The 24,710-nt window shown below is 45.8% G+C and carries 19 protein-coding genes, 1 pseudogene and 1 riboswitch; of the genes and pseudogenes, 18 read left to right on the top strand and 2 right to left on the bottom strand.

Annotated features, from left to right (window positions below; genetic code table 11):
* The 3 genes from NX903_RS01800 (at nt 1) to NX903_RS01810 (ending at nt 4,896) form a co-directional block, all read left to right on the top strand.
* Nucleotides 1-903: an aldo/keto reductase gene (locus NX903_RS01800; protein WP_024572564.1), complete on the top strand. Its 903-nt coding sequence runs from the start codon at nt 1-3 to the stop codon at nt 901-903.
* 185 nt (nt 904-1,088) lie between these two features.
* Nucleotides 1,089-3,173: a mannitol operon transcriptional activator MtlR gene (gene mtlR, locus NX903_RS01805; RefSeq protein ID WP_032726506.1), complete on the top strand. Its 2,085-nt coding sequence runs from the start codon at nt 1,089-1,091 to the stop codon at nt 3,171-3,173.
* A 211-nt stretch (nt 3,174-3,384) separates the two neighbouring features.
* Nucleotides 3,385-4,896, top strand: a complete 1,512-nt coding sequence (locus NX903_RS01810) for a class I adenylate-forming enzyme family protein (protein ID WP_021481731.1) — start codon at nt 3,385-3,387, stop codon at nt 4,894-4,896.
* A gap of 19 nt (nt 4,897-4,915) precedes the next feature.
* On the opposite strand, the gene NX903_RS01815 is transcribed toward NX903_RS01810, so the two are convergent.
* Entirely contained in the window at nt 4,916-5,512 is a 597-nt protein-coding gene (locus NX903_RS01815; protein WP_172401332.1) for a class I SAM-dependent methyltransferase, read from the bottom strand.
* A gap of 155 nt (nt 5,513-5,667) precedes the next feature.
* On the opposite strand from NX903_RS01815, the gene NX903_RS01820 reads away from it, so the two are divergent.
* From NX903_RS01820 to amj, 5 genes are all read left to right on the top strand, one after another.
* Nucleotides 5,668-6,528 (top strand): SDR family oxidoreductase, encoded by an 861-nt coding sequence (locus tag NX903_RS01820; RefSeq protein WP_086343465.1) that lies wholly within the window; start codon nt 5,668-5,670, stop codon nt 6,526-6,528.
* Between the two features lie 15 nt (nt 6,529-6,543).
* Entirely contained in the window at nt 6,544-7,047 is a 504-nt protein-coding gene (gene lyxE / locus NX903_RS01825; protein WP_003234400.1) for a D-lyxose ketol-isomerase, read from the top strand.
* An 85-nt stretch (nt 7,048-7,132) separates the two neighbouring features.
* Complete coding sequence (locus tag NX903_RS01830; protein ID WP_086343466.1) at nt 7,133-7,684, top strand: GNAT family N-acetyltransferase; 552 nt, start codon at nt 7,133-7,135, stop codon at nt 7,682-7,684.
* Nucleotides 7,685-7,761: 77 nt separating this feature from the next.
* Nucleotides 7,762-8,184, top strand: coding sequence for a pyridoxamine 5'-phosphate oxidase family protein (locus tag NX903_RS01835; RefSeq protein WP_003234396.1), 423 nt, complete (start codon nt 7,762-7,764; stop codon nt 8,182-8,184).
* A 505-nt stretch (nt 8,185-8,689) separates the two neighbouring features.
* A complete protein-coding gene (gene amj, locus NX903_RS01840; RefSeq protein WP_003234394.1) occupies nt 8,690-9,499 on the top strand; it encodes a lipid II flippase Amj in 810 nt (269 codons plus the stop codon).
* Between the two features lie 44 nt (nt 9,500-9,543).
* Here the strand turns inward: amj and NX903_RS01845 are convergent, their stop codons facing one another.
* Entirely contained in the window at nt 9,544-9,834 is a 291-nt protein-coding gene (locus NX903_RS01845; RefSeq protein WP_014478869.1) for a DUF3817 domain-containing protein, read from the bottom strand.
* Between the two features lie 184 nt (nt 9,835-10,018).
* On the opposite strand from NX903_RS01845, the gene lrpC reads away from it, so the two are divergent.
* From lrpC to NX903_RS01895, 10 genes and pseudogenes are all read left to right on the top strand, one after another.
* On the top strand, nt 10,019-10,453 hold the full coding sequence (lrpC, locus tag NX903_RS01850) for a transcriptional regulator LrpC (protein WP_003246585.1): 435 nt from the start codon (nt 10,019-10,021) through the stop codon (nt 10,451-10,453).
* Nucleotides 10,454-10,517: 64 nt separating this feature from the next.
* Nucleotides 10,518-12,701: a DNA topoisomerase III gene (locus NX903_RS01855; RefSeq protein ID WP_086343467.1), complete on the top strand. Its 2,184-nt coding sequence runs from the start codon at nt 10,518-10,520 to the stop codon at nt 12,699-12,701.
* A gap of 202 nt (nt 12,702-12,903) precedes the next feature.
* A complete protein-coding gene (locus NX903_RS01860) occupies nt 12,904-13,992 on the top strand; it encodes a lipoprotein YdaJ (protein ID WP_086343468.1) in 1,089 nt (362 codons plus the stop codon).
* Nucleotides 13,973-14,824 (top strand): cyclic-di-GMP receptor EpsK, encoded by an 852-nt coding sequence (gene epsK / locus NX903_RS01865; RefSeq protein ID WP_086343469.1) that lies wholly within the window; start codon nt 13,973-13,975, stop codon nt 14,822-14,824. The genes NX903_RS01860 and epsK overlap by 20 nt, the downstream gene beginning before the upstream one ends.
* Before the next feature lie 10 nt (nt 14,825-14,834).
* Entirely contained in the window at nt 14,835-16,544 is a 1,710-nt protein-coding gene (locus NX903_RS01870) for a DUF2334 domain-containing protein (RefSeq protein WP_086344566.1), read from the top strand.
* Complete coding sequence (locus NX903_RS01875; RefSeq protein ID WP_003246697.1) at nt 16,537-17,799, top strand: glycosyltransferase family 2 protein; 1,263 nt, start codon at nt 16,537-16,539, stop codon at nt 17,797-17,799. Before NX903_RS01870 ends, NX903_RS01875 begins: the two co-directional genes overlap by 8 nt.
* A 5-nt stretch (nt 17,800-17,804) precedes the next feature.
* Nucleotides 17,805-19,916, top strand: a complete 2,112-nt coding sequence (locus tag NX903_RS01880) for a cellulose biosynthesis cyclic di-GMP-binding regulatory protein BcsB (protein ID WP_086343470.1) — start codon at nt 17,805-17,807, stop codon at nt 19,914-19,916.
* Between the two features lie 134 nt (nt 19,917-20,050).
* A riboswitch (cyclic di-AMP (ydaO/yuaA leader) is annotated at nt 20,051-20,194 on the top strand.
* Between the two features lie 192 nt (nt 20,195-20,386).
* Nucleotides 20,387-22,210 (top strand): potassium transporter KimA, encoded by a 1,824-nt coding sequence (gene kimA / locus NX903_RS01885; RefSeq protein ID WP_021481720.1) that lies wholly within the window; start codon nt 20,387-20,389, stop codon nt 22,208-22,210.
* Between the two features lie 58 nt (nt 22,211-22,268).
* A pseudogene (locus NX903_RS01890) lies at nt 22,269-22,709 on the top strand (NUDIX hydrolase).
* Nucleotides 22,710-22,772: 63 nt separating this feature from the next.
* Nucleotides 22,773-24,497: a pyruvate oxidase gene (locus NX903_RS01895; RefSeq protein WP_086343471.1), complete on the top strand. Its 1,725-nt coding sequence runs from the start codon at nt 22,773-22,775 to the stop codon at nt 24,495-24,497.
* Nucleotides 24,498-24,710: the final 213 nt, after the last annotated feature.

A 24,710-nucleotide genomic window follows, 5' to 3' on the forward strand; every position in this document is an offset into this window, starting at 1 on the left:
ATGCAGCGTATTCAATTGGCGGAGGATCTTCAATTTTCAAGAGTCATACACGGGCTTTGGCGGCTGAATGAATGGAACTATTCAGATGCTGAACTTCTAAGCCTCATTGAATGGTGTATCGATCACGGCATCACGACCTTTGATCATGCGGATATTTATGGAGGCTATACGTGCGAAAAGCTGTTTGGAAACGCCCTTGCCCTTTCGCCTGGATTAAGAGAAAACATAGAGCTGGTCACAAAATGCGGTATCGTTCTTGAATCGCCTGAACGGCCCGCTCACAGATCGCATCATTATAACACAAGCAAATCGCATATTTTGGCATCCGTTGAGCAATCGCTTATGAACTTAAGGACGGATTATATTGATGTGCTGTTGATTCACAGACCGGACCCGCTCATGGATCCGGAGGGGGTAGCAGAGGCGTTTCAGGCCTTGAAATGCTCTGGCAAGGTCAGGTACTTTGGCGTTTCAAATTTTAAAGATCACCAGTATCGGATGCTGGAATCGTATTTGCCTGAGAAGCTTGTGACCAACCAGATTGAGCTTTCCGCATACGAATTAGAAAATATGCTCGACGGCACTTTGAACCTGTGCCAGGAAAAACGGATTCCGCCGATGGCTTGGTCGCCTCTGGCAGGCGGCAAAGTATTCACTGAAAACACGGATAAAGACCGACGTGTCCGCACGGCGCTTGAATCCGTCCAAGGGGAAATCGGCGCCGCTTCATTGGACGAGGTCATGTACGCATGGCTGTATACGCATCCGGCCGGCATCATGCCGATTGTCGGAAGCGGAAAGCGCGAGCGGATTTCCGCCGCGATAAATGCGTTGTCATACAAGCTTGACCAGGATCAATGGTTCCGCATTTTTACAGCCGTACAGGGTTACGATATTCCATAAAAAGCATCAGCTTACCAGCTGATGCTTTTTCAATATTGTCACACCGCATAGTGCCAAATTACCATTTATAAGTGATTGATTCTTGCTTGAAAGCGTTTTATATTAAAAGGAAACCTCTCTATATCCTCTACTGCATCTCCTTGCGACTTCATCCGCACATCAAGATAGTCTAGGAGGTCTTTTTTATGTATATGACTGCCAGAGAACAAAAGCTGTTAAAGCACTTATTATTACAAAACAGATATATAACCGTAACTGAGCTTGCTGAGCTGATGCAAGTCAGCACGAGAACCATTCACAGGGAACTCAAATCAATTAAACCGCTGATGGAAACCGTGGGGCTTACGTTAGATAAACAGCCCGGTAAAGGGTTGAAAGCAGTGGGAAGTCCCGAAGATAAACAAAAGCTGCTTACTGATTTATCATATGAACAGCATGAATACAGCGCCGACGAACGGAAACTGCTCATTCTTTGTTCGTTATTAGAGTCTCAGGAGCCCGTCAAACTGTACACGCTTGCTCATGATCTCCAGGTGACGAATGCCACGGTCAGCTATGACTTAGATGAGCTCGAGAAGTGGATTTCTCCCTTCGGACTGACACTGATCCGCAAAAGAGGTTTTGGCATCCAGCTTATAGGGCCGGAGAATGCGAAACGGAAAATTGTCGGCAACTTGATTGTGAACCGTCTCGACATCCAAATGTTTTTGGAAGCGGTTGAATTAAACATCAAAGGAAAAACCGATTCTTCAGAGAAAATGTTCGGGGTTGTCAGCAAAGGTGAGCTGTTAAAAATGGAGCGCATCTTATTTCAGCTCAAAGAAAAAATCGCTTTTTCATTGTCCGACAGCTCCTATATAGCGCTCGTCGTCCATCTGACGTATGCGATCGAACGAATTAAGCTTGGGGAAACTATCACCATGGAGCAAAATGAGCTTGAGGAACTGAAGAATGCGAAGGAATACAGCTCCGCTCTTGAAATCGCGGGTGAGCTTGAACGTGCCTTCGGCGTGACGATTCCAGAGGCGGAGGTCGGCTATATTACAATCCACCTTCGAAGCGCCAATCGAAAATACAAAACAGAATACAAAGCGCAGGAAATTGAGCTGGAAACAGCCCTGCAAACAAAGCGGCTCATTGCTTTTATTTCAGACAAAATCAGAATGGATCTGACGAAAAACTACTCTTTATATGAAGGCTTGATTGCCCATTTGGAGCCGGCCGTCAGCCGCATAAAAGAAAATATTGAGATATACAATCCGATGAAGGAACAGATCAAGCGCGATTATTTTCTGCTTTATATGGCGATCGAAGAAGGCGTCGAAAAGTATTTTCCGGGCATGTCCTTTTCTGATGATGAAATCGCTTTTATCGTTCTTCACTTTGGCTCGGCTCTTGAAATCAAAAAAGAAGAAGCAAAAGTGAAAGCGCTTGTCGTCTGCTCAAGCGGGATCGGCTCCTCGAAAATGCTTGCCTCCAGACTGAAAAAAGAGCTGCCGGAAATTGAATCGTTTGATATGTCATCCCTGATCGAGCTAAAGGGGAAGGATGTTCAAGCCTATGATATGATTGTGTCCACTGTACCGATTCCTTATGAAAACATTGATTACATCATGGTCAGCCCACTATTAAATGAGGAAGACGCAAACCAGGTCAAGCAGTATATCAAGCGGAAGATTCCCCTTATTCTTAACAAAAAAAGAAGCCCGAAGGAAGAAGCGCAGCAAGCTGATGTACCTGACATGCTAGAGGCGGCGGAAAGCATAGGGCGGTATATGGAAGTTATCCAAGATGTTCTGCGCCATTTTACGCTAGCTCAACTCAAAACAAACCCGGACCATAGCATGCTTTTGCTAGAGCTTTTTCAACAGCTGAAGAAGGATGGCCTGATCCGTAATCCGGAAAAAGCCGCGGTTTGCCTGGCTGAGCGGGAGAAACAAGGGGGATTGGGAATCCCCGGAACAAACATGGCGCTTTATCATCTCAAAAATGATGAAATCGTCCTGCCTTTTTTCAAAATGTTTGATCTCAGCACCTCCTATGAAGTGGATGGCATGGACGGAAATACCCTCAGGATGACACGCATCCTCGTCATGATGGCGCCTAACTCATTATCTGCTGAAGGCTCGGAGATTTTAAGCGCGATCAGCTCGGCAATTATCGAGAGCGGAGAAAGCATGGCGGGGTTTCAGGAAGAAGGAGAACAAGAATTGTATCAGCGGTTAAACCGCATATTTTTCACATGGATGAAAGAAAAAAACATACTGTAATCCTGCATGGCACACGTCAAAAATTTGGCGTGTGTTTTTCTTTGGACGGGGAACAAAATAAGAAAATGTGGGACTATTTTATCATTCAGTATTGGAATAATTCCAAAATGAAATAGTTTTACAAGTTATCTTTTTTGGGTTAAAATGGGTGAGGTAAGGAAGAAAATCTAACAAATTATTGAAGATTCAAGAGAATATAGGAGATGACGATATGGAAACATTACAGCATCTGATTCTGCATGACATGCCGAATAGCGAAGATATAGAGGCTGTAAAAAGCGGAGACCATACACTGACATATAAAGGTTACCGTAAACGGATTAATCAGCTGGCGAATGCCATGCTTCAAAAAGGAATTCAAAAGGGCGACCGTGTTGCATTGCTTTGCAAAAACGGCCATCCCGCCTCAACAGTTATGTTCGCCGCACTTGAAATAGGTGCTGTTGTCGTACCTGTCAGCTGGCAGCTGAAACCATATGAAATGACAGGCATTTTAAAAGCAAGTGAACCGAAAGCAATGTTTTACGGAGCGGAGTTTAAAGAGACACTAGATGAAGTTCTTCCTGAATTGTCCTCACTGTGTGTAACAATGGAAACAGGAACAGCTTACGAAACATCTGCTGAATTTGAAGCGCTGTTTGCAGGTCCTGATCATTTGCCAGAGACGGAAATGGTTTCCCCTGATGATACAGCACTTCTGATGTTTACATCTGGAACAACGGGTAACCCGAAAAGATGCATGATTACACATGGCGGCATATACAGATACGTTAAAAAATCCAACAGCTCAATAGCACGCATGAAGGGCCTTCGTTTTCTCGCGTGCCATCCGATTTATCATACGAGTGCGCTCATTTGCATCATGCTTGGAACGTTTGCAGAAACAACCTTTGTGTTTACAAAGGATCAAGATCCTGTTCACATGCTGAAGGTCATTGAAGAAGAGAAAATTCAGACCGTGATGGCTCTTCCTGTGTTCTACACGTATTTGCTTGAGGCGTGGGAAACGCACCAAACTGACTTATCTTCGCTTGTTATTTTAATGACAGGCGGAACAAAAGTGCCGAGCAGCCTAATCCGCCGCTATCTTGATATTGGCATTCCGCTTGCGCATGGCTATGGAAGTACTGAGGCTTGGGGCATCAGCACATGGACGCCTGATATGGGAATGGATAAAGCGGCATCTGCAGGAAAACCTGTGGCAGGTGTTAAAGTCAAAGTGGAAGATCCTCTGACTGGAGAAGAACTTCCTCAAGGACAAATCGGCGAAATCGTTGTTCATACTCCATTCTTATTTAAAGGCTATGAAGACAATCCTGAAGCAACAGCGAAAGTGCTGCAAAATGGATGGTTTAGAACCGGAGATTCAGGATATGTAGATGAAGATGGCTTTATTTTCATCACGGGACGCTACAAGGATGTCATTATTTACGGAGGCGATAACGTCTATCCTGATCAGGTTGAAGAAGTTATCCAGCAGATCCCGGGAATCCTTGAAACGGCTGTGGTCGGTATTCCAGACCCGCTTTACGGTGAAAAACCGAAAGCTTTTATCGTGAAAAATGGCGGCCAGCGCATCACGGAAGAGGATGTCATCGCATTTTGTAAAGAACGCCTGTCCGCTTACAAAATACCTGAAGTTGAATTTGTTAACGAACTGCCGAAAAACAACCTTGGCAAGGTGAAAAAAGACGTCCTGCGCAATCAGGCTGTACATTCATAAAAGAAGAAGCCCGTCCACTTTATGTGGCGGGCTTCTTTGCAGTTGCACAGACGGAAAGCTCAGGCTTAATGTTCTTAAATTCTATATCAATGTCTTCGAAGCCGGCTGCTTTAAAGTCAGCATTCATCTCTCTTCCAAATGATTTGGTTTTCTCAGGACTGGCATCCGCTTCCCGCGGCTGCATCGTAATGGCTGCTTTGCCGCCTGGCTTTAATGCCCGATAAATCTGTTTCATGCCTTTTGTTTGGTCATTCCAAATGGTGTAGTTGTTAACGGAAATCACTTTATCATAAAACGAGGCGGGGAGAGGAAATGTCTCGATGCTTCCTTGTATCAGGCGTACGCCCTTTGGTTTCACTCTGCGGGCGGCCAGCTTCAGCATGGCCTCTGACACATCAATCCCATGAAGATGAACATCCTTCTCGCGTTTCAGCATCTGCTGCATGCAGTATCCCGGGCCAAACCCGACTTCTAAAATGCTGTCCCCGCGCGTGATACCCAGCTGATTGATTGTCCACTGATTCAGTGTTTGATTTTCAGCAGCCATGATGTACCCGGCAATCATGCCGATGACGCCCTTTGGCCTGCTGAATCTTCTAGAAAGCATGTTAATCATTCAGCAACCAACCCCCTTTTTGAGTTAATTTCCTCCCAGCGTTCCATGTGAAACATTTTTCTGATAAAGCAATGCGAAGGTGCCAAGCCATGTTTATCCATAGAGTGTGTGAGGTACACAACAAATAGACATGAAAACAAAGGAGGAGAATCATCATGGCAAATTATCCAAAAGAACTGCCGGCACAAACTCAAAGTCGCCAGCCGGGAATTGAAAGCGAAATGAATCCAAGTCCGGTGTATGAGTACGAGGATTATAAAGGAGCAGACAAATTAAAAGGAAAAGTAGCTCTTATTACAGGCGGCGACAGCGGGATCGGACGCGCGGTTTCCGTCGCTTACGCAAAGGAAGGCGCAGACATCGCCATTGTGTATAAGGATGAGCATGAAGACGCTGAGAAGACGAAGAAACGTGTTGAACAAGAAGGCGTAAAATGCCTGCTGATTGCTGGTGACGTAGGTGAAGAGGAATTCTGCAATGAAGCGGTTGAAAAAACGGTCAAGGAACTAGGCGGCCTTGACATCCTTGTCAACAATGCAGGTGAACAGCATCCGAAGGAAAGCATCAAAGATATTACGAGCGAACAGCTTCACCGCACATTCAAAACAAATTTTTATTCTCAATTTTATTTGACTAAAAAAGCAATTGATTACCTGAAAACGGGCAGCGCCATCATCAATACGACATCCATCAACCCGTACGTAGGGAACCCGACACTGATTGATTATACAGCGACAAAAGGGGCGATCAACGCCTTTACAAGAACAATGGCGCAGGCGCTTGTTAAAGACGGCATCCGTGTAAATGCAGTCGCGCCGGGTCCAATCTGGACGCCACTAATCCCAGCTACGTTCCCTGAAGAAACAGTTGCTCAATTTGGGCAAGATACGCCGATGGGCCGTCCTGGACAGCCTGTTGAGCACGTCGGCTGTTATGTGCTCCTGGCATCAGATGAGTCCTCTTACATGACAGGACAGACCCTGCATGTTAACGGCGGAAACTTTGTGACGACATAAGAGGGAGTGAGACATATGGGCATCACGAAAGAAGAAGTGAACAGCTACTATCAAAAAGCAGGGATTGTATTAACGGACGAGGAAGTAGACCAAATCCAGCTGATGGATTACGGCTTAGGAAAAGAAAGAAAAGTCGGGCTCCAGCTCTTCGTCTACGTCAATACAGACCGTTATTGTTCAAAGGAATTGGTGCTGTTTCCGGGACAGACTTGCCCGGAACACCGCCATCCGCCGGTCGACGGCCAGGAAGGCAAGCAGGAGACCTTCCGCTGCCGCTACGGAAAAGTGTATCTTTACGTAGAAGGAGAAAAAACGCCGCTTCCAAAAGTTCTCCCTCCTCAGGAAGACAGAGAACACTATACGGTCTGGCACGAAATTGAGCTAGAACCGGGCGGGCAATATACAATCCCACCGAATACAAAGCATTGGTTCCAGGCCGGGGAAGAAGGTGCCGTCGTGACGGAAATGTCATCGACGAGCACGGATAAACATGATATCTTTACCGATCCAAGAATATAAGGATGGGCTTAACAGCCCATCCTTTTTGTATTGAAAAAAACAGAATCATCGCTATAATGGTTAAAAAAGGAAAGAGGGCGAGGCAATGTTCACTTGCAAGGTAAATGAGCACATCACCATCCGATTATTGGAGCCGAAGGATGCGGAGCGGCTGGCCGAACTCATTATCCAAAATCAGCAGCGGCTTGGCAAGTGGCTGTTTTTTGCGGAAAATCCAAGCAGCGCTGAAACGTACCGAGAAACAATCATTCCAGATTGGCGGCGCCAGTATGCCGACCTGAACGGCATTGAGGCGGGGCTCCTTTATGACGGCAGCCTATGCGGCATGATCAGCCTGCATAACCTTGATCAAGTGAATCGTAAGGCGGAAATCGGATATTGGATTGCCAAAGAATTTGAAGGGAAAGGCATTATTACAGCTGCCTGCCGAAAACTCATTACGTATGCTTTTGAAGAGCTTGAGCTGAATCGTGTGGCGATCTGTGCGGCTGTCGGAAATGAAAAAAGCAGAGCGGTTCCGGAGCGGCTCGGGTTTCTAGAGGAAGGCAGTGCACGGGACGGCTTATACGTAAACGGCAGGCATCACGACCTCGTCTACTACAGTCTGTTAAAGCGTGAATGGGAAGGCGAAAAATAAAGAGCACACTTTCTTGTTTAAATCTTCCCCGGATGTGGAAAAGTAACAGCGGAGACGTTAAAAAGGAGTGATTCGAGATGAATCAGCAAGACATTAAACAAAAAGTGCTTGATGTTCTAGATCACCATAAAGTAGGTTCGCTCGCAACAGTTCAAAAGGGCAAACCGCATTCCCGCTACATGACTTTTTTCCATGACGGGCTGACGATTTACACACCGACAAGCAAGGAAACTCATAAAGCGGAAGAAATTGAGAACAACCCCAATGTCCACATTTTATTAGGCTATGATTGTGAAGGTTTTGGCGACGCATATGTCGAAGTTGCCGGAAAAGCCAAAATCAACAATTCGGCAGAACTCAAGGACAAAATATGGAGTTCCAAATTAGAGCGCTGGTTTGACGGCAAGGATGATCCGAATCTGGTGATTCTTGAAATTGAACCGGAGGATATCAGATTAATGAATGCCGGGGAGAAAACACCGGTCTCACTCGAACTATAAAAAATTTGTGTTTTCAAGGGCGATATGTTATTATGAATAGCTAGTAAGAAAAATAAGCAAATAAAAAAGAAAGTAAACTTCTTTTTTCTGTTTTGAGAGAGAAGCTTACCGCTTCCCAAGCAGCATAACCAGCTGCCCTTATTCTTTTCCTTCATAACAAATCGCCCCTAACGATGAGATGGAAAAAAGACTTTTTTGTTTTACAATTCACACCGGCGCGGCTTCGGAGCCGCAGTGACGATTGAGAGGTAGGGCTTTCGTTGTCTTGTGTTCAAGAAATTTCCATGGTGTTTACTTTCCAGAATGATTCTTCGGAACAATGCTTTATGAATCTAACCCGCCTGACTTGGCGGATGATATAATCTTTATTTGCGTATAGAAAAGAATAAGACAAACCGCCCGGCGTACGCCGGACGGTTTTTTTATTGCAAAAAACACATCGTACTGAAACCTCCTTGTCTTCATTCCAGTCTTATCTCTAGGATGAAATTGGAGGAAGAATAACGTGCATGTCATTACAACACAAGTACTTTTTATTTTTTGTTTTTTATTGCTGATTCACTCGATAGAAACTTTAGCCTATGCCACAAGGCTTTCCGGGGCCCGCGTTGGATTTATTGCGTCCGCGCTTTCTCTGTTTAATGTCATGGTCATCGTATCCAGAATGTCGAACATGGTGCAGCAGCCCTTTACCGGGCATTTAATTGATGATGCTGGAAAAAACGCACTGGCGATTGTAGGGGAGCAGTTCCGCTTTTTAATTTTCGGATCGACAGTCGGCACCATTTTGGGCATTATCCTGCTCCCGTCTTTTGTCGCTCTTTTTTCACGGGCGATTATTCACTTGGCAGGCGGCGGCGGCTCCGTTTTTCAAGTATTCCGAAAGGGATTCTCGAAACAAGGATTCAAAAATGCCCTTTCCTATTTGCGTCTGCCGTCTATTTCATATGTAAAAGGATTTCATATGCGCTTGATTCCGAAGCGTTTGTTTGTCATCAACATGCTGATCACATCGATTTATACGATTGGCGTGCTTTCGGCTTTATACGCAGGCCTTCTGGCGCCGGAGCGCAGTACGACAGCCGTCATGGCTTCGGGTTTGATCAACGGAATTGCGACCATGCTGCTGGCCATTTTTGTTGATCCTAAAGTATCCGTTCTAGCTGATGATGTGGCAAAAGGAAAACGAAGCTATATCTATTTAAAATGGACCTCTGTCACAATGGTCACATCAAGGGTGGCGGGCACACTCCTCGCCCAGCTCATGTTTATTCCGGGGGCCTACTATATCGCGTGGCTGACAAAGTGGTTTTAATAAAAAAGGCTGGATCATAAAAATCCAGCCTTTTTTGCGTTCCCTTATTTATATTTCCTTAATCCGCGGTCGTACAAAAAATTTCCGAATGGGACGAAAGCGGCGACGAAGCCGGCAGCTGACCATTTCAGCGGCCATTTGACAGAGAAGGTTGCATAAGCCAAGACAAGCAAATACAAAATGAACAACCCGCCGTGAACCGAACCGACAATTGTCACCGCAAGCGGAAGGCCTGCCCAATATTTAAGCGGCATAGCGATGAACAACAGGATTAAGAGTGACATTCCTTCAATAAAACCCATCGTGCGAAGTCTTCCGATCGGCGTTTGCAGCATAAATCGCCCTCCTTGTGGACACGTTTTCATTTTATACTATAAACAATCTGGGGGGGCATATGACAGCTTTCAAAAAATGTTCAGAAAACATTCATTTTTACATGCCTTTTCTAGGGAACTGTACTTGTCATTTACAAAGATACCCGAGATAATGTGTACAAAATCAAAAAAGAAGGATGTTGAAATGAAACTTGACCAGATTGATCTGAATATCATTGAGGAGCTGAAGAAGGACAGCCGTTTGTCGATGAGGGAATTAGGCAGAAAAATTAAGCTGTCGCCACCATCTGTAACAGAACGGGTAAGACAGCTTGAATCGTTTGGCATCATCAAGCAATACACGCTGGAGGTCGACCAGAAAAAACTGGGGCTTCCCGTTTCCTGCATTGTGGAAGCAACCGTTAAAAACGCGGATTACGAGCGGTTCAAAAGCTATATTCAAACATTGCCGAATATTGAATTTTGCTACCGGATTGCGGGTGCAGCCTGCTATATGCTGAAAATCAATGCCGAAAGCCTCGAAGCGGTAGAAGATTTCATTAACAAAACATCGCCCTACGCGCAAACCGTCACTCACGTCATTTTCTCAGAAATTGACACGAAAAACGGGCGCGGTTAGAGAGTGCCGCGCGAAGTCTGTTATAATAACAGGATGAGCGTGAAAGAAAGAGAAGTGATCAAGCATGTCAAAAACAGTTGTATTAGCTGAAAAACCTTCAGTCGGCCGGGATTTAGCCCGGGTGCTGAAGTGCCATAAAAAAGGAAACGGTTATCTCGAAGGCGATCAATATATTGTGACCTGGGCTTTAGGCCATTTGGTGACGCTTGCTGATCCGGAAGGCTACGGAAAAGAATTTCAATCATGGCGCCTAGAGGATCTGCCGATTATCCCAGAACCCTTGAAGCTTGTGGTGATAAAAAAAACCGGAAAGCAGTTCAATGCAGTCAAATCCCAGCTTACCCGTAAAGACGTCAATCAGATTGTCATCGCGACTGACGCAGGCCGGGAAGGTGAGCTTGTTGCGCGCTGGATCATTGAGAAAGCGAATGTCCGAAAACCAATCAAGCGGCTGTGGATTTCATCTGTGACGGATAAAGCGATCAAGGAAGGTTTTCAAAAGCTGCGCAGCGGCAAAGAATATGAAAACCTGTACCATTCTGCCGTCGCCAGAGCGGAAGCGGATTGGATTGTGGGGATCAATGCCACCCGTGCACTTACCACAAAATTCAATGCCCAGCTCTCATGCGGGCGTGTGCAGACTCCGACGCTTGCCATGATTGCAAAGCGCGAGGCAGACATTCAAGCGTTTACGCCCGTTCCGTATTACGGCATCCGTGCTGCAGTCGACGGCATGACGCTGACGTGGCAGGATAAGAAATCAAAGCAGACGAGAACGTTCAATCAAGATGTAACAAGCCGTCTGCTAAAAAATCTCCAAGGAAAGCAAGCGGTCGTAGCTGAGCTGAAAAAAACAGCGAAAAAAAGCTTTGCGCCTGCGCTTTATGATTTAACGGAGCTGCAGCGTGACGCCCACAAGCGCTTCGGTTTTTCTGCTAAAGAAACGCTTTCTGTACTGCAGAAGCTATATGAGCAGCATAAGCTCGTCACATATCCGCGGACGGACTCTAGATTTTTATCCAGTGACATCGTCCCAACGTTAAAAGACCGTCTGGAAGGCATGGAAGTAAAACCGTATGCCCAATATGTCAACCAAATTAAAAAACGCGGCATTAAATCTCATAAAGGATATGTCAATGACGCGAAGGTGTCAGACCACCACGCGATTATCCCGACCGAAGAGCCGCTCGTTCTCAGCAGTCTGAGTGATAAAGAACGAAAGCTGTATGACCTGATTGCGAAACGTTTCCTGGCTGTATTAATGCCTGCATTCGAATATGAGGAAACAAAGGTCATCGCAGAAATCGGCGGAGAAACCTTTACGGCGAAAGGCAAAACCGTGCAGTCGCAAGGGTGGAAAGCCGTTTATGATATGGCGGATGAGGATGATGAGCAGGAGGATGACAGAGACCAGACACTTCCTGCGCTTCAAAAAGGCGACACACTTGCCGTCCGCACGTTAACGGAAACAAGCGGCCAAACGAAGCCGCCTGCCCGCTTTAATGAAGGGACCTTGCTGTCAGCGATGGAAAACCCAAGCGCATTTATGCAAGGAGAAGAAAAAGGCCTCGTCAAAACGCTTGGAGAAACAGGCGGCCTCGGCACGGTGGCAACGCGTGCCGACATTATTGAAAAACTGTTCAACAGCTTTTTAATCGAGAAAAAAGGCCAAGATATTTTTATCACATCTAAAGGAAAACAGCTCCTGCAGCTTGTTCCGGAGGATCTGAAATCACCGGCCTTAACAGCAGAATGGGAGCAAAAGCTGTCTGCGATCGCGGCCGGCAAATTGAAATCGGCTGTTTTTATTAAAGATATGAAGGCTTACGCTCACCAAACGGTAAAAGAAATCAAAAACAGCAGCCAAACCTTCCGACATGACAACATCACGGGAACGGCATGTCCGGAATGCGGCAAAATGATGCTGAAAGTAAACGGCAAACGCGGGACGATGCTCGTGTGCCAAGATCGTGAATGTGGAAGCAGAAAAACGATTGCCCGAAAAACAAACGCCCGCTGCCCAAATTGCCATAAAAGAATGGAGCTTCGCGGCCAAGGCGAGGGCCAAACCTTTGCGTGTGTGTGCGGTCACCGTGAAAAGCTCTCTGTATTTGAAAAACGAAAAAACAAAGACAAAGCGCGTGCTACCAAACGGGACGTATCCTCTTATATGAAAAAACAAAATAAAGATGAGCCGATTAACAACGCGCTGGCAGAACAGCTGAAAAAACTCGGTTTGGATAAATAATAAAAAAACCTGTGCCTATCGCACAGGTTTTTTTAGTGGACTTAGGTCCTGTTTTCTTAATGTTCAAAAAGGGGAAAAAAAGCTAGCAATCTGCATTTTTTTCTTTTATAGTAAATGTACTTTGTAACATGGCAGTCATATTTTCGTCTATAACTATTTGTGAGCGTCTGATTTGCTTCAGGCGACAAAGGGGGATTTGCCTGTGAGGCATGTACTAATTGCTGTCATCTTATTCTTCTTATCTATCGGACTTTCCGCAGGGTGTGCTGAAGCTGGAAACAAGACCCAAAATCAGTCGGCGACAGAAGTGAATGCCAGCCCGCTCCAGCCGGCGGAATATTTCATCTATCACAATTTAATGAATGACAAAGGGCTGATCAAAACCGATTTTTCAGACCAGCCTTCTTACTTGTCGGAATCTCTCGGCCTGTGGATGGAGTTTCTGCTCAGCAAAAATGACGCACCGCATTTCCAGGATCAATATCAGCATCTGACTGATTCATTTCTGATGAGCAATCACTTGGTGACGTGGAAGATTCAAAATGGCCAAGCGAGCGGGACGAATGCGCTGATAGATGATATGAGAATTATGCTGTCTCTTGACCAAGCCGCCGCAAAATGGGGCCGCAGCGACTACGCGCAAACGGCTAGGGATATCGGCACGTCTTTGAAGACATACAATATGAACAATGGGTTATTTACAGACTATTACGACTCACAGGCCGCTTCAAAGGATGTGACGCTTTCATACGTCATGCCTGACGCCTTAGCTGTCTTAAAGAAGAATGGAATCATAGACGAAGACACAGAACAGCGGAATGCCAATGTTCTCTATTCAGCTCCTTTAAAAAATGGCTTTCTGCCGAAGACATACAGCTCGGAGACGAAGGAATACACATATGATAGTGAAATCAACCTGATTGATCAGCTTTACGCTGCTTGGCATTTGCCGGAAGGGGATGAAAAAGCATCTGTTTTAGCGGACTGGATCAAGCAGGAATTTCAGAAAAACGGAAAGCTGTACGGGCGGTATTCGGCAGATACGAAGGAGCCTGCCGTCCAATATGAGTCTCCATCCGTATATGCCTTAGCCGTATTGTTTTTGACAAAACAGCATGAAAACAGTTCTGTCATCAAAGCCATATATGACAGAATGAATGACTTTGAAATTCATGATCCGGTGAAATCGTATTATGGAGGCTATATGAGCGGCACTCAGACGCATTCATTTGACAATCTGCTGCCGCTGTTAGCCGAAAGGAAGCTTTTTAATGAAAATATCATTCAGTGAATCACAAAAATTATTTGCTTATTTTTCAGGGCTCATCGCGGCCCTGTCTTTGTTTATTTATTATGTGTCAGCCCAGCAATCAGAAGGTGCTCTGATCCTTTGCATCACATTTGGCGTCATCGCCGCAGGCATCTGGTTCGGCCCGATTTACGCGCTGGCAGTGACCTTAATCGTACTCTTTGTTCTCGGCACCTTAATGATGTTTTTCCAGACTGGACAGACATCGCTCTTTCCGGCTGAGGAAGGGCTGCGAATGCTTGTTGTGTGGGGAATCGCGCTTTTGCTGTTTTCTTTTATTTCTGGAAGAATCCACGATATTACAGCAGAGCTTCGGCGCTCAATAACACGGCTTCAATCCGAAATTAAAAGCTATGTTGCTGTTGACAGAGTGACCGGATTTGATAACAAGCAAAGGATGAGGCTGGAGCTTTCAGAAGAAATCAAGCGGGCGGAGCGCTATGGCAATTCTTTTGTTTTTTTGCTGCTGCATATGCATTATTTCAAAGAGTTTAAGTCTTTGTACGGTGAAAAAGAAACGGACCGCCTCTTCCAATATGTCAGTCAGCAAATCAGGACAAGCGTTCGGGAAACGGATAAGAAATTCCGTCCCTCTGATGAGCGTATCGGGATCGTGCTGACGCACACGCCTGCTGAACATATGCCGGCAGTTCTGACTAAGCTGAAGAAACAATTGGATACATATCAGCTGGAAAATGGAAAGTATGTGTCGCTTACGTTCCACGTTTGCTATTTGCCCTACCGCAACGATATCAAAACAGCTGATCAATTTTTAGAAGAACTGGAAAACGAGATGATGATGAATGAACTATAAAGGAATCACATTGCCATGCGTCATGATGCTTCTATTTTTAGCTATTGCGTCTTTTCCCGTTTCTGCGCAAGCGAAAGATCAAGATGCCGGCATTCTCATCATCTACTCAACCTTGGACGGCAAAGAGTCGTCACAAGTCAAAATGCTCGATTTGCTTGCGGGCCACTTTACATCCCATGTGACAGTCAAAAAAGATTCAGACGTTGAAGCATCGGATTTCAAAGGGAAAGACCATGTGATTTATTTCGGCCAAACGAAAAGAAAGCTCAGCAAAAAATTGCTGTCTCTGATCAGCGGCGTAAAAAAACCGGTTGTCGCCATTGGCTATAACGCAGGCCAAATCAGCCAATTTTCCGGGCTTTCATTAGCCCGCAAAGAAAATGTGTTTCAGGTTCACAGCAGGTCGGAAAAGGCCGATGTGTCTCTGGAAAGCGGGCTTAACGTGCTGAGTGTATCAGGCCTGAAAGGAACGGCGCTTTACACCTTCAAAGCCGATGACGGCACAACGCATTCTTTTATATGGAAAACAAAAAAAGGGAATGTGTACATTGGATTAACAAATTTGTTAAATGACAATTTGATCGTGGCGAAACAGCTCAGAGAAGCTTTCGGAGAGAAGGCGGGGACGACGTTATTGTATTTGCGTCTCGAGGATATCAGCCCGATGTCTGATGAAAAATTGCTGCTTCAAGCCGGTACATACCTGCATAAGCGGCATATTCCTTTTATCCTGGCGGTCATTCCGGTTTACTTGAATCCGGAAACAGGCGACAAAGTGTATTTGTCTGATCAACCGAAGATGGTCAAGGTGCTGAAGAAGCTGCAAAGCATGGGCGGCAGTATCATTGTTCACGGCTATACTCACGCTTATCGCTACAGTGAAACAGGAGAGGGCTTTGAATTTTGGGATGCAAAGGCGGATCAGCCGATTACATCCGGAAATGCCGAAGACCCCCCGTCCATTTTGGAGAAAGAACAGGACTTCCCGAACGAACAAGCCTATCACAGCTATCTCGAACCATTTCGGGAAAAGGAAGAAACGTATACAAAACAAAAACTGACGCGTGCCATTGAGGATTTGACATCATCGGGTCTTTACCCGCTGGCGTTTGAAGCGCCGCATTACACGATGTCCGATTATGGCTATCAAATCGCCTCGCAGTATTTTACAAGCATTTTCGGCCAGGTCCAGCTCAGCAGCACAACATGGAAAACATCCGGTGCACCTCCGTTTGTGACTGCTCCTTCGATGTTGCACGGAATGACGCTTTATCCGGAAACGATCGGCTTTGTCGACACATCAAAGCAAAACCCGATCGGTGAGATGGAGGAGCACATCTCCCAGATGATTGATTTTGAAGGCGGAGTAGCCGGAGGATTTTATCACCCGTACCTCGGGATGAAATATCTGCCGGAGCTGGTTGATCAGATGGAACGCATTCCAGACAGTGAATGGCTTGATTTAAAGAAAACGAAACAAACCGTCAAAACAGACAAAGTGGAAATTCATACAAGCGGTGACGGAACGATTCAGGTGAAAAACGGCGTAAGCGCCATTGACGAGTTTTTCGATCATCATCGCCAAACCCCTCTGGAAAAGGCGTTATGGATTCTCTCCGCTGTTGTGCTCTTATTTGTCATCATGTTTGTCAGTTATACGTTTTACTTGAGAGCCACATTGAAAAAACGAATTTTTAAGGAGAGAAGAAGCCTTGGGTAATACGCTGTTCTTTATCTCGCTAAGTTTAATATGGGTTATGCTTCTCTACCACATGTTCCTCATGCAGGGCGGGTTTCGCCACTATATGACCTTCGAACGGAATATCCCGAAGTGGAGAGAAAATATGAAGGAACTGCCGAAGGTCAGCGTCCTCATCCCGGCGCATAACGAAGAGGTTGTGATTCGGCAGACGCTGAAGGCCATGGTCAACCTTTATTATCCGAAGGACCGGCTGGAGATTATCGTCGTTAATGATAATTCATCAGACCGGACGGGTGATATCGTCAATGAATTTTCCGAGAAATACGATTTCATCAAAATGGTGATTACGAAGCCGCCAAATGCAGGAAAAGGAAAATCCTCTGCACTTAACTCGGGTTTTGCCGAATCGAACGGCGATGTGATCTGTGTGTATGACGCCGACAACACGCCTGAGAAAATGGCTGTGTATTACCTTGTGCTCGGCCTGATGAATGACGAAAAGGCAGGCGCCGTGGTAGGGAAATTCCGCGTCATCAATGCGGCAAAGACGCTGCTGACGAGGTTTATTAATATCGAAACGATCTGTTTTCAGTGGATGGCCCAGGGAGGCAGATGGAAGTGGTTCAAAATCGCCACGATCCCAGGCACCAACTTCGCGATCCGCAGAAGCATTATCGAAAAGCTCGGAGGCTGGGATGACAAAGCGCTCGCTGAGGATACTGAGCTGACCATCCGGGTATATAATCTCGGCTATCACATCCGCTTTTTCCCTGCCGCCATCACGTGGGAGCAGGAACCGGAAACATGGAAGGTATGGTGGCGCCAGCGCACCCGATGGGCGCGCGGCAATCAATATGTCGTGCTCAAATTTTTGGCGCAGTTTTTTAAGCTGAAACGAAAACGGATTATCTTTGATTTGTTTTATTTTTTCTTTACGTACTTCCTGTTTTTCTTTGGCGTGATCATGTCAAATGCGATTTTTGTAGTGAATTTGTTTTATGATTTGCATTTGTCTGTTGGATTTTTGGCAATGATTCTCTGGATTTTGGCGTTTTTCTTATTTATGACAGAGGTCATGATTACGTTGAGCATTGAAAAAACAGAAATGAACAAGCAAAACTTTTTTATCGTATTTCTCATGTACTTCACATACTCGCAGGCATGGATTGTGCTTGTTATCTACTCTTTATTCGTAGAAATCAAGCACCGTCTATTCAAGCAAGAGGTCAAATGGTACAAGACAGAACGATACAATCAACATAAAAGCGGGTGACCTTTTTGAAACAAATAATCATTTTTCTCACAAGCTTCATGCTGCTGGCGATGACTGGACAAACGGCTCTTGCCAAAGACCTACAGGTCAGCGGTTCGCTCCTCGGGAAAAGCAGCCAAGAACAAGCCAAACAGCAGGTGCTGACAAGCGAGCTGATTACACTGTATGGATCAAAAGACAGCGCAGAGCTGACGTATCAGATCCCGGCAGGCGCCTCTTCGGGCAATCAGCAATTGGTAATCGAATACGAGGCATCAAATCTTTTAATTTCTCCATCATCGTTAACGGCTGTCATTGATGATGAACCGGTCAAGACGTTAAAGCTTGATGGTGATTCCAAACGGAAAACAGTGAAGCTGAATCTGAATAAAAGCCAGTCTGCGCAAGGCTATCACAACGTATCGCTGAAATTCTACGGCGTAATGAAAGAGGGCGTGTGCGTCAGACAGGATACATCAGGCAACTGGATCAAAATTTATCCGGACAGCCGGCTGACACTTGCTGACAGCAGTGAAGCGAAGGGAACGTCGCTGGACCATTATCCGTATCCTTTCGCCCAATCTGGAAATACAGCGGAAGAAACAGCTATCGTCATTCCGGATAACCCAAGTTCAGCAGAAATAGAAGCTGCTGTTAAAACAGAAGGCTATTTGAAAACGGTGGACAGCAGTATCAGTATTGCGTATGTCACGGAATCTGAACTGAAAAAAATCGATAAGCCGACGATTGTTATCGGCGTGGACAAGCATTGGAACGGCAAAGTGAAAAAACTGTTGAAACAAGCCGGGCTACAGGCAAAAGGAGAAAACCTTCTGCTTGCGGAGCGGGTGCTGAAAGCAGAGGGCAAACAGCAGCCGGTTCTGTTTGCGCAAGCGGCGTCCGAGGACGCGCTCACTAAAAAAATCAGCGTGATGACAGATCAGACATATACAGGCCAGCTCAGCGGCGATACACTTTCAATCAGCAAGCTTCAGCAGACTGAAAAAAAAGAAAGCGATAAGCTGACCCTTGAGAATTTTGGAGCGGGTGATATCACAATTGGAGCCGACAAAACATCTTCAGCACATTATTTTTATCCGGCTTCGGCTGTTTTAGATGAAAACCAATCGGCGAAGCTGTCGCTTAAACTGAAAAAGTCTGAAACGATTCAGGCCTCAACGGCTGAAAACGAGTCAGCCTCTCAGGCTGCAGAACTGAAAGTGATGATCAACGGCCAGCCGCACTCGGTCCGGCTTGATGAATTAGGAAAAGAAGATAAAAACGGATTCTATCATGTCAAAGTGAAAGTGGACCCTAAGCTGCTGCAAAAAAACCGCTACATTGATATTCAGTTCGTCACGACCGGTTTAAAGGAAAACAACCCTTGTAACACCACTGATGAAGAAAAGTGGGTTTTTATCGATAAAAACAGTACATTATCATACGCCATCAAAGGCATGTCCCCGTCAGCGGATTTTCAAGAGTGGCCGCTGCCTTACGCCGGAAACCAGGATCAAACAACGTTAATCGTGCTTCCTGACACCGTAAGCCAATCGAAGCTAGAGGAGCTTTCTCTCGTAACAGAATCCTTTGGCAGCGAAGCACAGCATTCATATACGGTAAAGAAATCATCTGACGTTACAGCAAAGGATGCGAAAGGACGAAACCTCATTTTCATAGGGGGGATCAATCAATTTTCTCTTCTGAAGGAGAAATCATCAGATCTGCTTGTGCCGCAGGAAAAGAACGGCTCGTTTGATGTATCTAGTTTCGAGATGCTAAATGAGACGACAAAACAAGTGGTATTTACCCAAGCATCGGTTTGGGATTCACGCTATACAATGGCTGTCTTTGCACCGTCAAAAGGAGATGGCGCGGCTGTCACAAAAGAGATCATCAGTTATCTGAACAGCAACGATGAGTCGGCAACCGTCCTTAATGAAACAAATAGCCAGCAGGTGTTTACAAACCACCAGCAGCTCAAATCGGAAACAAACAGTTCCGATGCAGAACAACCAACACAGGATCATAGCCAGAAATGGATGTATATTGGTGTGCTGGCACTCATTATGGTGATTGCGGCAGTGTTCATTTGGATTGCCGTAAGACGCAGAAAAAGAAAGACAGATACAGAATAAAACAGAGGCGATTTTAGCCTCTGTTTTTTATTTTTGGTAAGTAAATTCCATTTGTGGAACCTGTCATTTTATTTTTTTCTCTCAGCCAATAAGCCTCTTTACAACGTGCGGGAACGGGAGTATGATCTCTTTTAGAAAACAAATCGCTTAATCTGAAATCAGAGCGGGGGACCCAATAGAACGGCTTTTTGCCGTTGGGGTGAATCCTTTTTAGGTAGGGCTAACTCTCATATGCCCGAATCCGTCAGCTAACCTCGTAAGCGTTCGTGAGAGGAGATGAATGAAACCTGTGTTCGATGTTATGGCACAGGGGCATCCGTTTGCCTCTGTGTTTTTTGTTGTTCATTTTTGAATGCAAATCGCATACAGAGACATCATAGCAGAAAGGACTATCATCAACATGTGAGAGCAAGACACTGATGTTTTATTGTTTTAATTGAAAAATGAGAAATTAAAAGGGGAAGACATCGATGTATCATTCAATCAAACGTTTTTTGATTGGGAAACCACTAAAATCCCAAGCAGCTGGAGAGCAAAAACTGACGAAATTAAAAGCCTTGGCTATGCTTTCCTCAGATGCGCTGTCATCTGTCGCATATGGGACAGAACAAATTCTAATCATTTTGGCAACAATCAGTGCAGCCGCATTTTGGTACTCCATTCCGATTGCGGTTGGCGTTCTCATCTTGCTGCTCGCACTGATTCTTTCATACAGGCAAATTATTTACGCTTATCCGCAGGGCGGCGGGGCGTATATCGTTTCTAAAGAAAATCTCGGTGAAAAACCGGGATTGATTGCGGGCGGTTCATTGCTTGTTGATTATATTTTAACAGTAGCGGTAAGTATTTCCGCAGGCACGGATGCCATCACGTCAGCCTTTCCTGCATTGCATGATTATCATGTGCCGATCGCTATTTTTCTCGTGTTAGTGATTATGATTTTGAACCTGCGCGGGCTATCGGAATCGGCATCGATTCTTGCCTATCCGGTTTACCTGTTTGTGGTGGCGCTTTTGGTTCTCATTGCAGTCGGGTTGTTTAAACTCATGACGGGGCAAATTGACCAGCCAGCCCATCATACACCGCTCGGCACACCTGTAGCCGGCATTACGCTGTTTTTGCTGCTTAAGGCTTTTTCCTCCGGATGCTCAGCGTTGACCGGGGTTGAGGCCATTTCTAATGCGATTCCTGCATTCAAAAACCCGCCTGCGCGAAACGCGGCAAGAACGCTTGCGATGATGGGGATTTTGCTGGCGATTCTGTTTTCCGGCATCACGGTTCTCGCGTACGGGTATGGTACGGCGCCGAAACCTGATGAAACAGTGGTTTCACAAATTGCGTCCGAAACCTTTGGGCGGAATGTGTTCTACTATGTCATCCAAGGTGTCACATCGCTTATTTTGGTCCTTGCGGCAAATACGGGATTTTCAGCCTTCCCGCAGCTTGCCTTCAACCTGGCGAGAGACCAGTATATGCCGCGAATGTTTACTGTCAGGGGCGACCGCTTAGGCTTCTCAAATGGGATTATCTTTTTAGGCTTTGCCTCCATTGTTCTCATTATCTTATTCGGAGGACAGACGGAGCACTTAATCCCGTTATATGCTGTGGGCGTATTTATTCCATTTACGCTTTCACAAACCGGCATGTGCATGAAATGGATCAAGCAAAAACCAAAAGGCTGGATCGGAAAAATGCTGATCAACTCCTGCGGCGCTCTGATATCGTTTATGGTTCTATCCATTCTGTTTGTGACGAAGTTTAATGTCGTATGGCCTGTGTTAATCTTTATGCCTATCGTCGTTTTGCTGTTTTTTGCGATTAAAAATCACTATACAGCGGTTGGTGAACAGCTTCGCATCGTAGACAAAGAGCCGGAAGAAATCAAAGGCACCGTTGTGATTGTGCCTGTGGCCGGTGTCACCACCGTCGTGCAAAAATCGATTCACTATGCGAAATCACTGTCCGATCAAGTGATCGCCGTTCACGTGTCATTTGACAGAGAACAGGAAAAGAAATTCGAAAAACGCTGGGAAGAGCTTAATAACGGAGTGCGTCTCGTTACGCTTCACTCCTCGTACAGAAGCCTTGTCCATCCGTTTGATAAGTTTTTGGAAACAGTTGAGGCAAAAGCGAAGAAGGAGCAGTTTTCCGTTATGGTGCTGTTTCCGCAATTTATAACGAAAAAACGCTGGCACACCATCCTTCACAACCAATCGGCCTTCCTCCTCAGAGTCCGGCTGTTCTGGAAAAAGGACATAATGGTTGCCACACTGCCGTATCATTTTAAAAAGTAAAGCTCTAGGACCAAGGGAATCACCTTGGTCCTTTTTTGTTGGAAAAGGAGGTATGGCGGTGTATACACAAGGTGCTTTTGTGATCGTATTGAACGAAAGTCAGCAAATTCTGCTGATGAAACGAAAAGATGTCCCTCTATGGGATTTGCCGGGCGGCAGGGTTGATCCCGGGGAATCGGCAGTGCGGGAGGTATTGGAAGAAACGGGATACAATGTAGCGCTTTCTGCGAAAATAGGTGTTTACCAAAGGCCAAAGTTTCAAGATGAACAGCATGTGTTTTTCGGAAGCATAACAGGCGGACAAGCAGTGGCTGACGGCACAGAGACAGCGGGATTAAAGTAGGTTTCCCCGGAGCGTTTGCCGCTTTTTATGGTGCCGAACCGAAAAAGGCAGATCAATGATTTCAAGAATGGCGCTCAAGATGTAAATGTCACCGTCAAGGATAGAGGATTGCTCGCGGCGATCGACCTGTTGAAAAGAAGACTGGGCAAGCGATAAAGGTCTCCGGGTTTTAAAGCCTTTCTCCTGTGGTATTGAAAAAAGGAAAAAGGAGGATACGTTATGGCACACAAAACTGCAGGACAAGCAATGACAGAGCTGCTTGAGCAATGGGGAGTTGATCACGTATACGGCATCCCCGGAGACAGTATAAATGAGTTTATTGAAGAATTAAGACACGAAAGAAATCAACTGAAGTTCATTCAAACTCGCCATGAAGAGGTAGCGGCACTGGCAGCCGCGTCTGAAGCAAAACTCACCGGCAAGATCGGAGTCTGTCTGTCAATCGCAGGGCCGGGAGCGGTGCACTTATTAAATGGTTTATATGATGCTAAAGCCGACGGCGCCCCTGTGCTGGCGATTGCAGGACAGGTTTCTTCTGGCGAAGTCGGACGGGACTATTTCCAGGAGATCAAGCTGGAGCAAATGTTTGAGGACGTGGCCGTGTTCAACAGAGAGGTACATAGCGCGGAATCACTTCCGGATCTCTTAAATCAGGCGATCAGGACCGCCTACAGCAAAAAAGGCGTTGCGGTATTGAGCGTGTCAGATGATTTGTTTGCGGAGAAAATCAAACGGGAGCCCGTGTATACTTCACCAGTGTATATTGAAGGGAACCTTGAACCGAAAAAAGAACAGCTCGTCACCTGCGCCCAATATATTAATAACGCTAAGAAGCCGATTATCCTGGCAGGGCAGGGAATGAAAAAGGCGAAACGGGAGCTCTTAGAATTTGCGGACAAAGCCGCCGCTCCGATCGTTGTTACACTCCCGGCAAAGGGTGTTGTTCCCGATAAGCACCCGCATTTTCTCGGCAACCTCGGGCAAATCGGAACAAAGCCGGCTTACGAGGCAATGGAGGAATGTGATTTATTAATCATGCTCGGAACGTCATTCCCATACCGTGATTATTTGCCTGATGACACGCCGGCGATACAGCTCGATTCAGACCCGGCGAAAATCGGAAAACGGTATCCGGTGACAGCGGGCCTTGTCTGCGATTCGGCTCTCGGCCTGCGCGAATTGACAGAGTATATTGAACGCAAGGAAGACAGAAGATTCCTGAATGCCTGCACAGAACATATGCAGCATTGGTGGAACGAAATTGAAAAAGATGAGACAGAGGCAACAACACCGCTTAAACCTCAGCAGGTCGTGGCACGTCTTCAGGAAGCGGCAGCCGATGATGCGGTGCTCTCTGTAGATGTCGGCACTGTGACAGTCTGGATGGCGCGTCATTTCAAAATGAACGCGAACCAGGATTTCATCGTTTCCAGCTGGCTTGCGACAATGGGCTGCGGCCTGCCGGGAGCGATTGCAGCAAGCTTGTCCGAACCGGAACGCCAGGCGATCGCCGTCTGCGGTGACGGGGGATTTTCCATGGTCATGCAGGACCTTCCGACCGCCGTCAAATATAAGCTCCCGATCACAGTCGTCATTTTAAACAACGAAAATCTCGGCATGATTGAGTACGAGCAGCAGGTCAAAGGCAATATCGACTATGTCACAAAACTTCAAAATGTCGACTATGCCGCATTTGCAGAAAGCTGCGGAGCAAAGGGCATCAAAGTGACCAAAGCGGAAGAGCTTGCGCCGGCTTTCCATGAGGCGCTGCACTCTGACCAACCGGTCGTAGTGGATGTCATGATTGGAAACGAACCGCCGCTTCCTGGCAAAATCACCTACGGGCAGGCGAAAGGCTTTAGCAAGTACATGCTGAAAAACTTCTTCGAAAACCAAAAATTTGAAATGCCGTCACTGAAGAAAAGTTTGAAACGGTTATTTTAGTGAATATAACTAAGGGTTATTGGGATAACTCCCAATAACCCTTTTAATTAAATTGAAAAACCTATTTTTAGATTTAGATGTCGACTCATAGGATCATAGATGTATTGTAAGAAAGTGTTTACATATAAAAAAATGATATGTTATTATGTCCTTGTATTTCCATTTTTTTAAAAAGGAGGAACTATAAGGCTAAGTGTTTCGGTCGATAAAAAT

This window comes from Bacillus sp. FSL R5-0576 (assembly GCF_038004765.1).
Lineage (GTDB): Bacteria > Bacillota > Bacilli > Bacillales > Bacillaceae > Bacillus > Bacillus subtilis.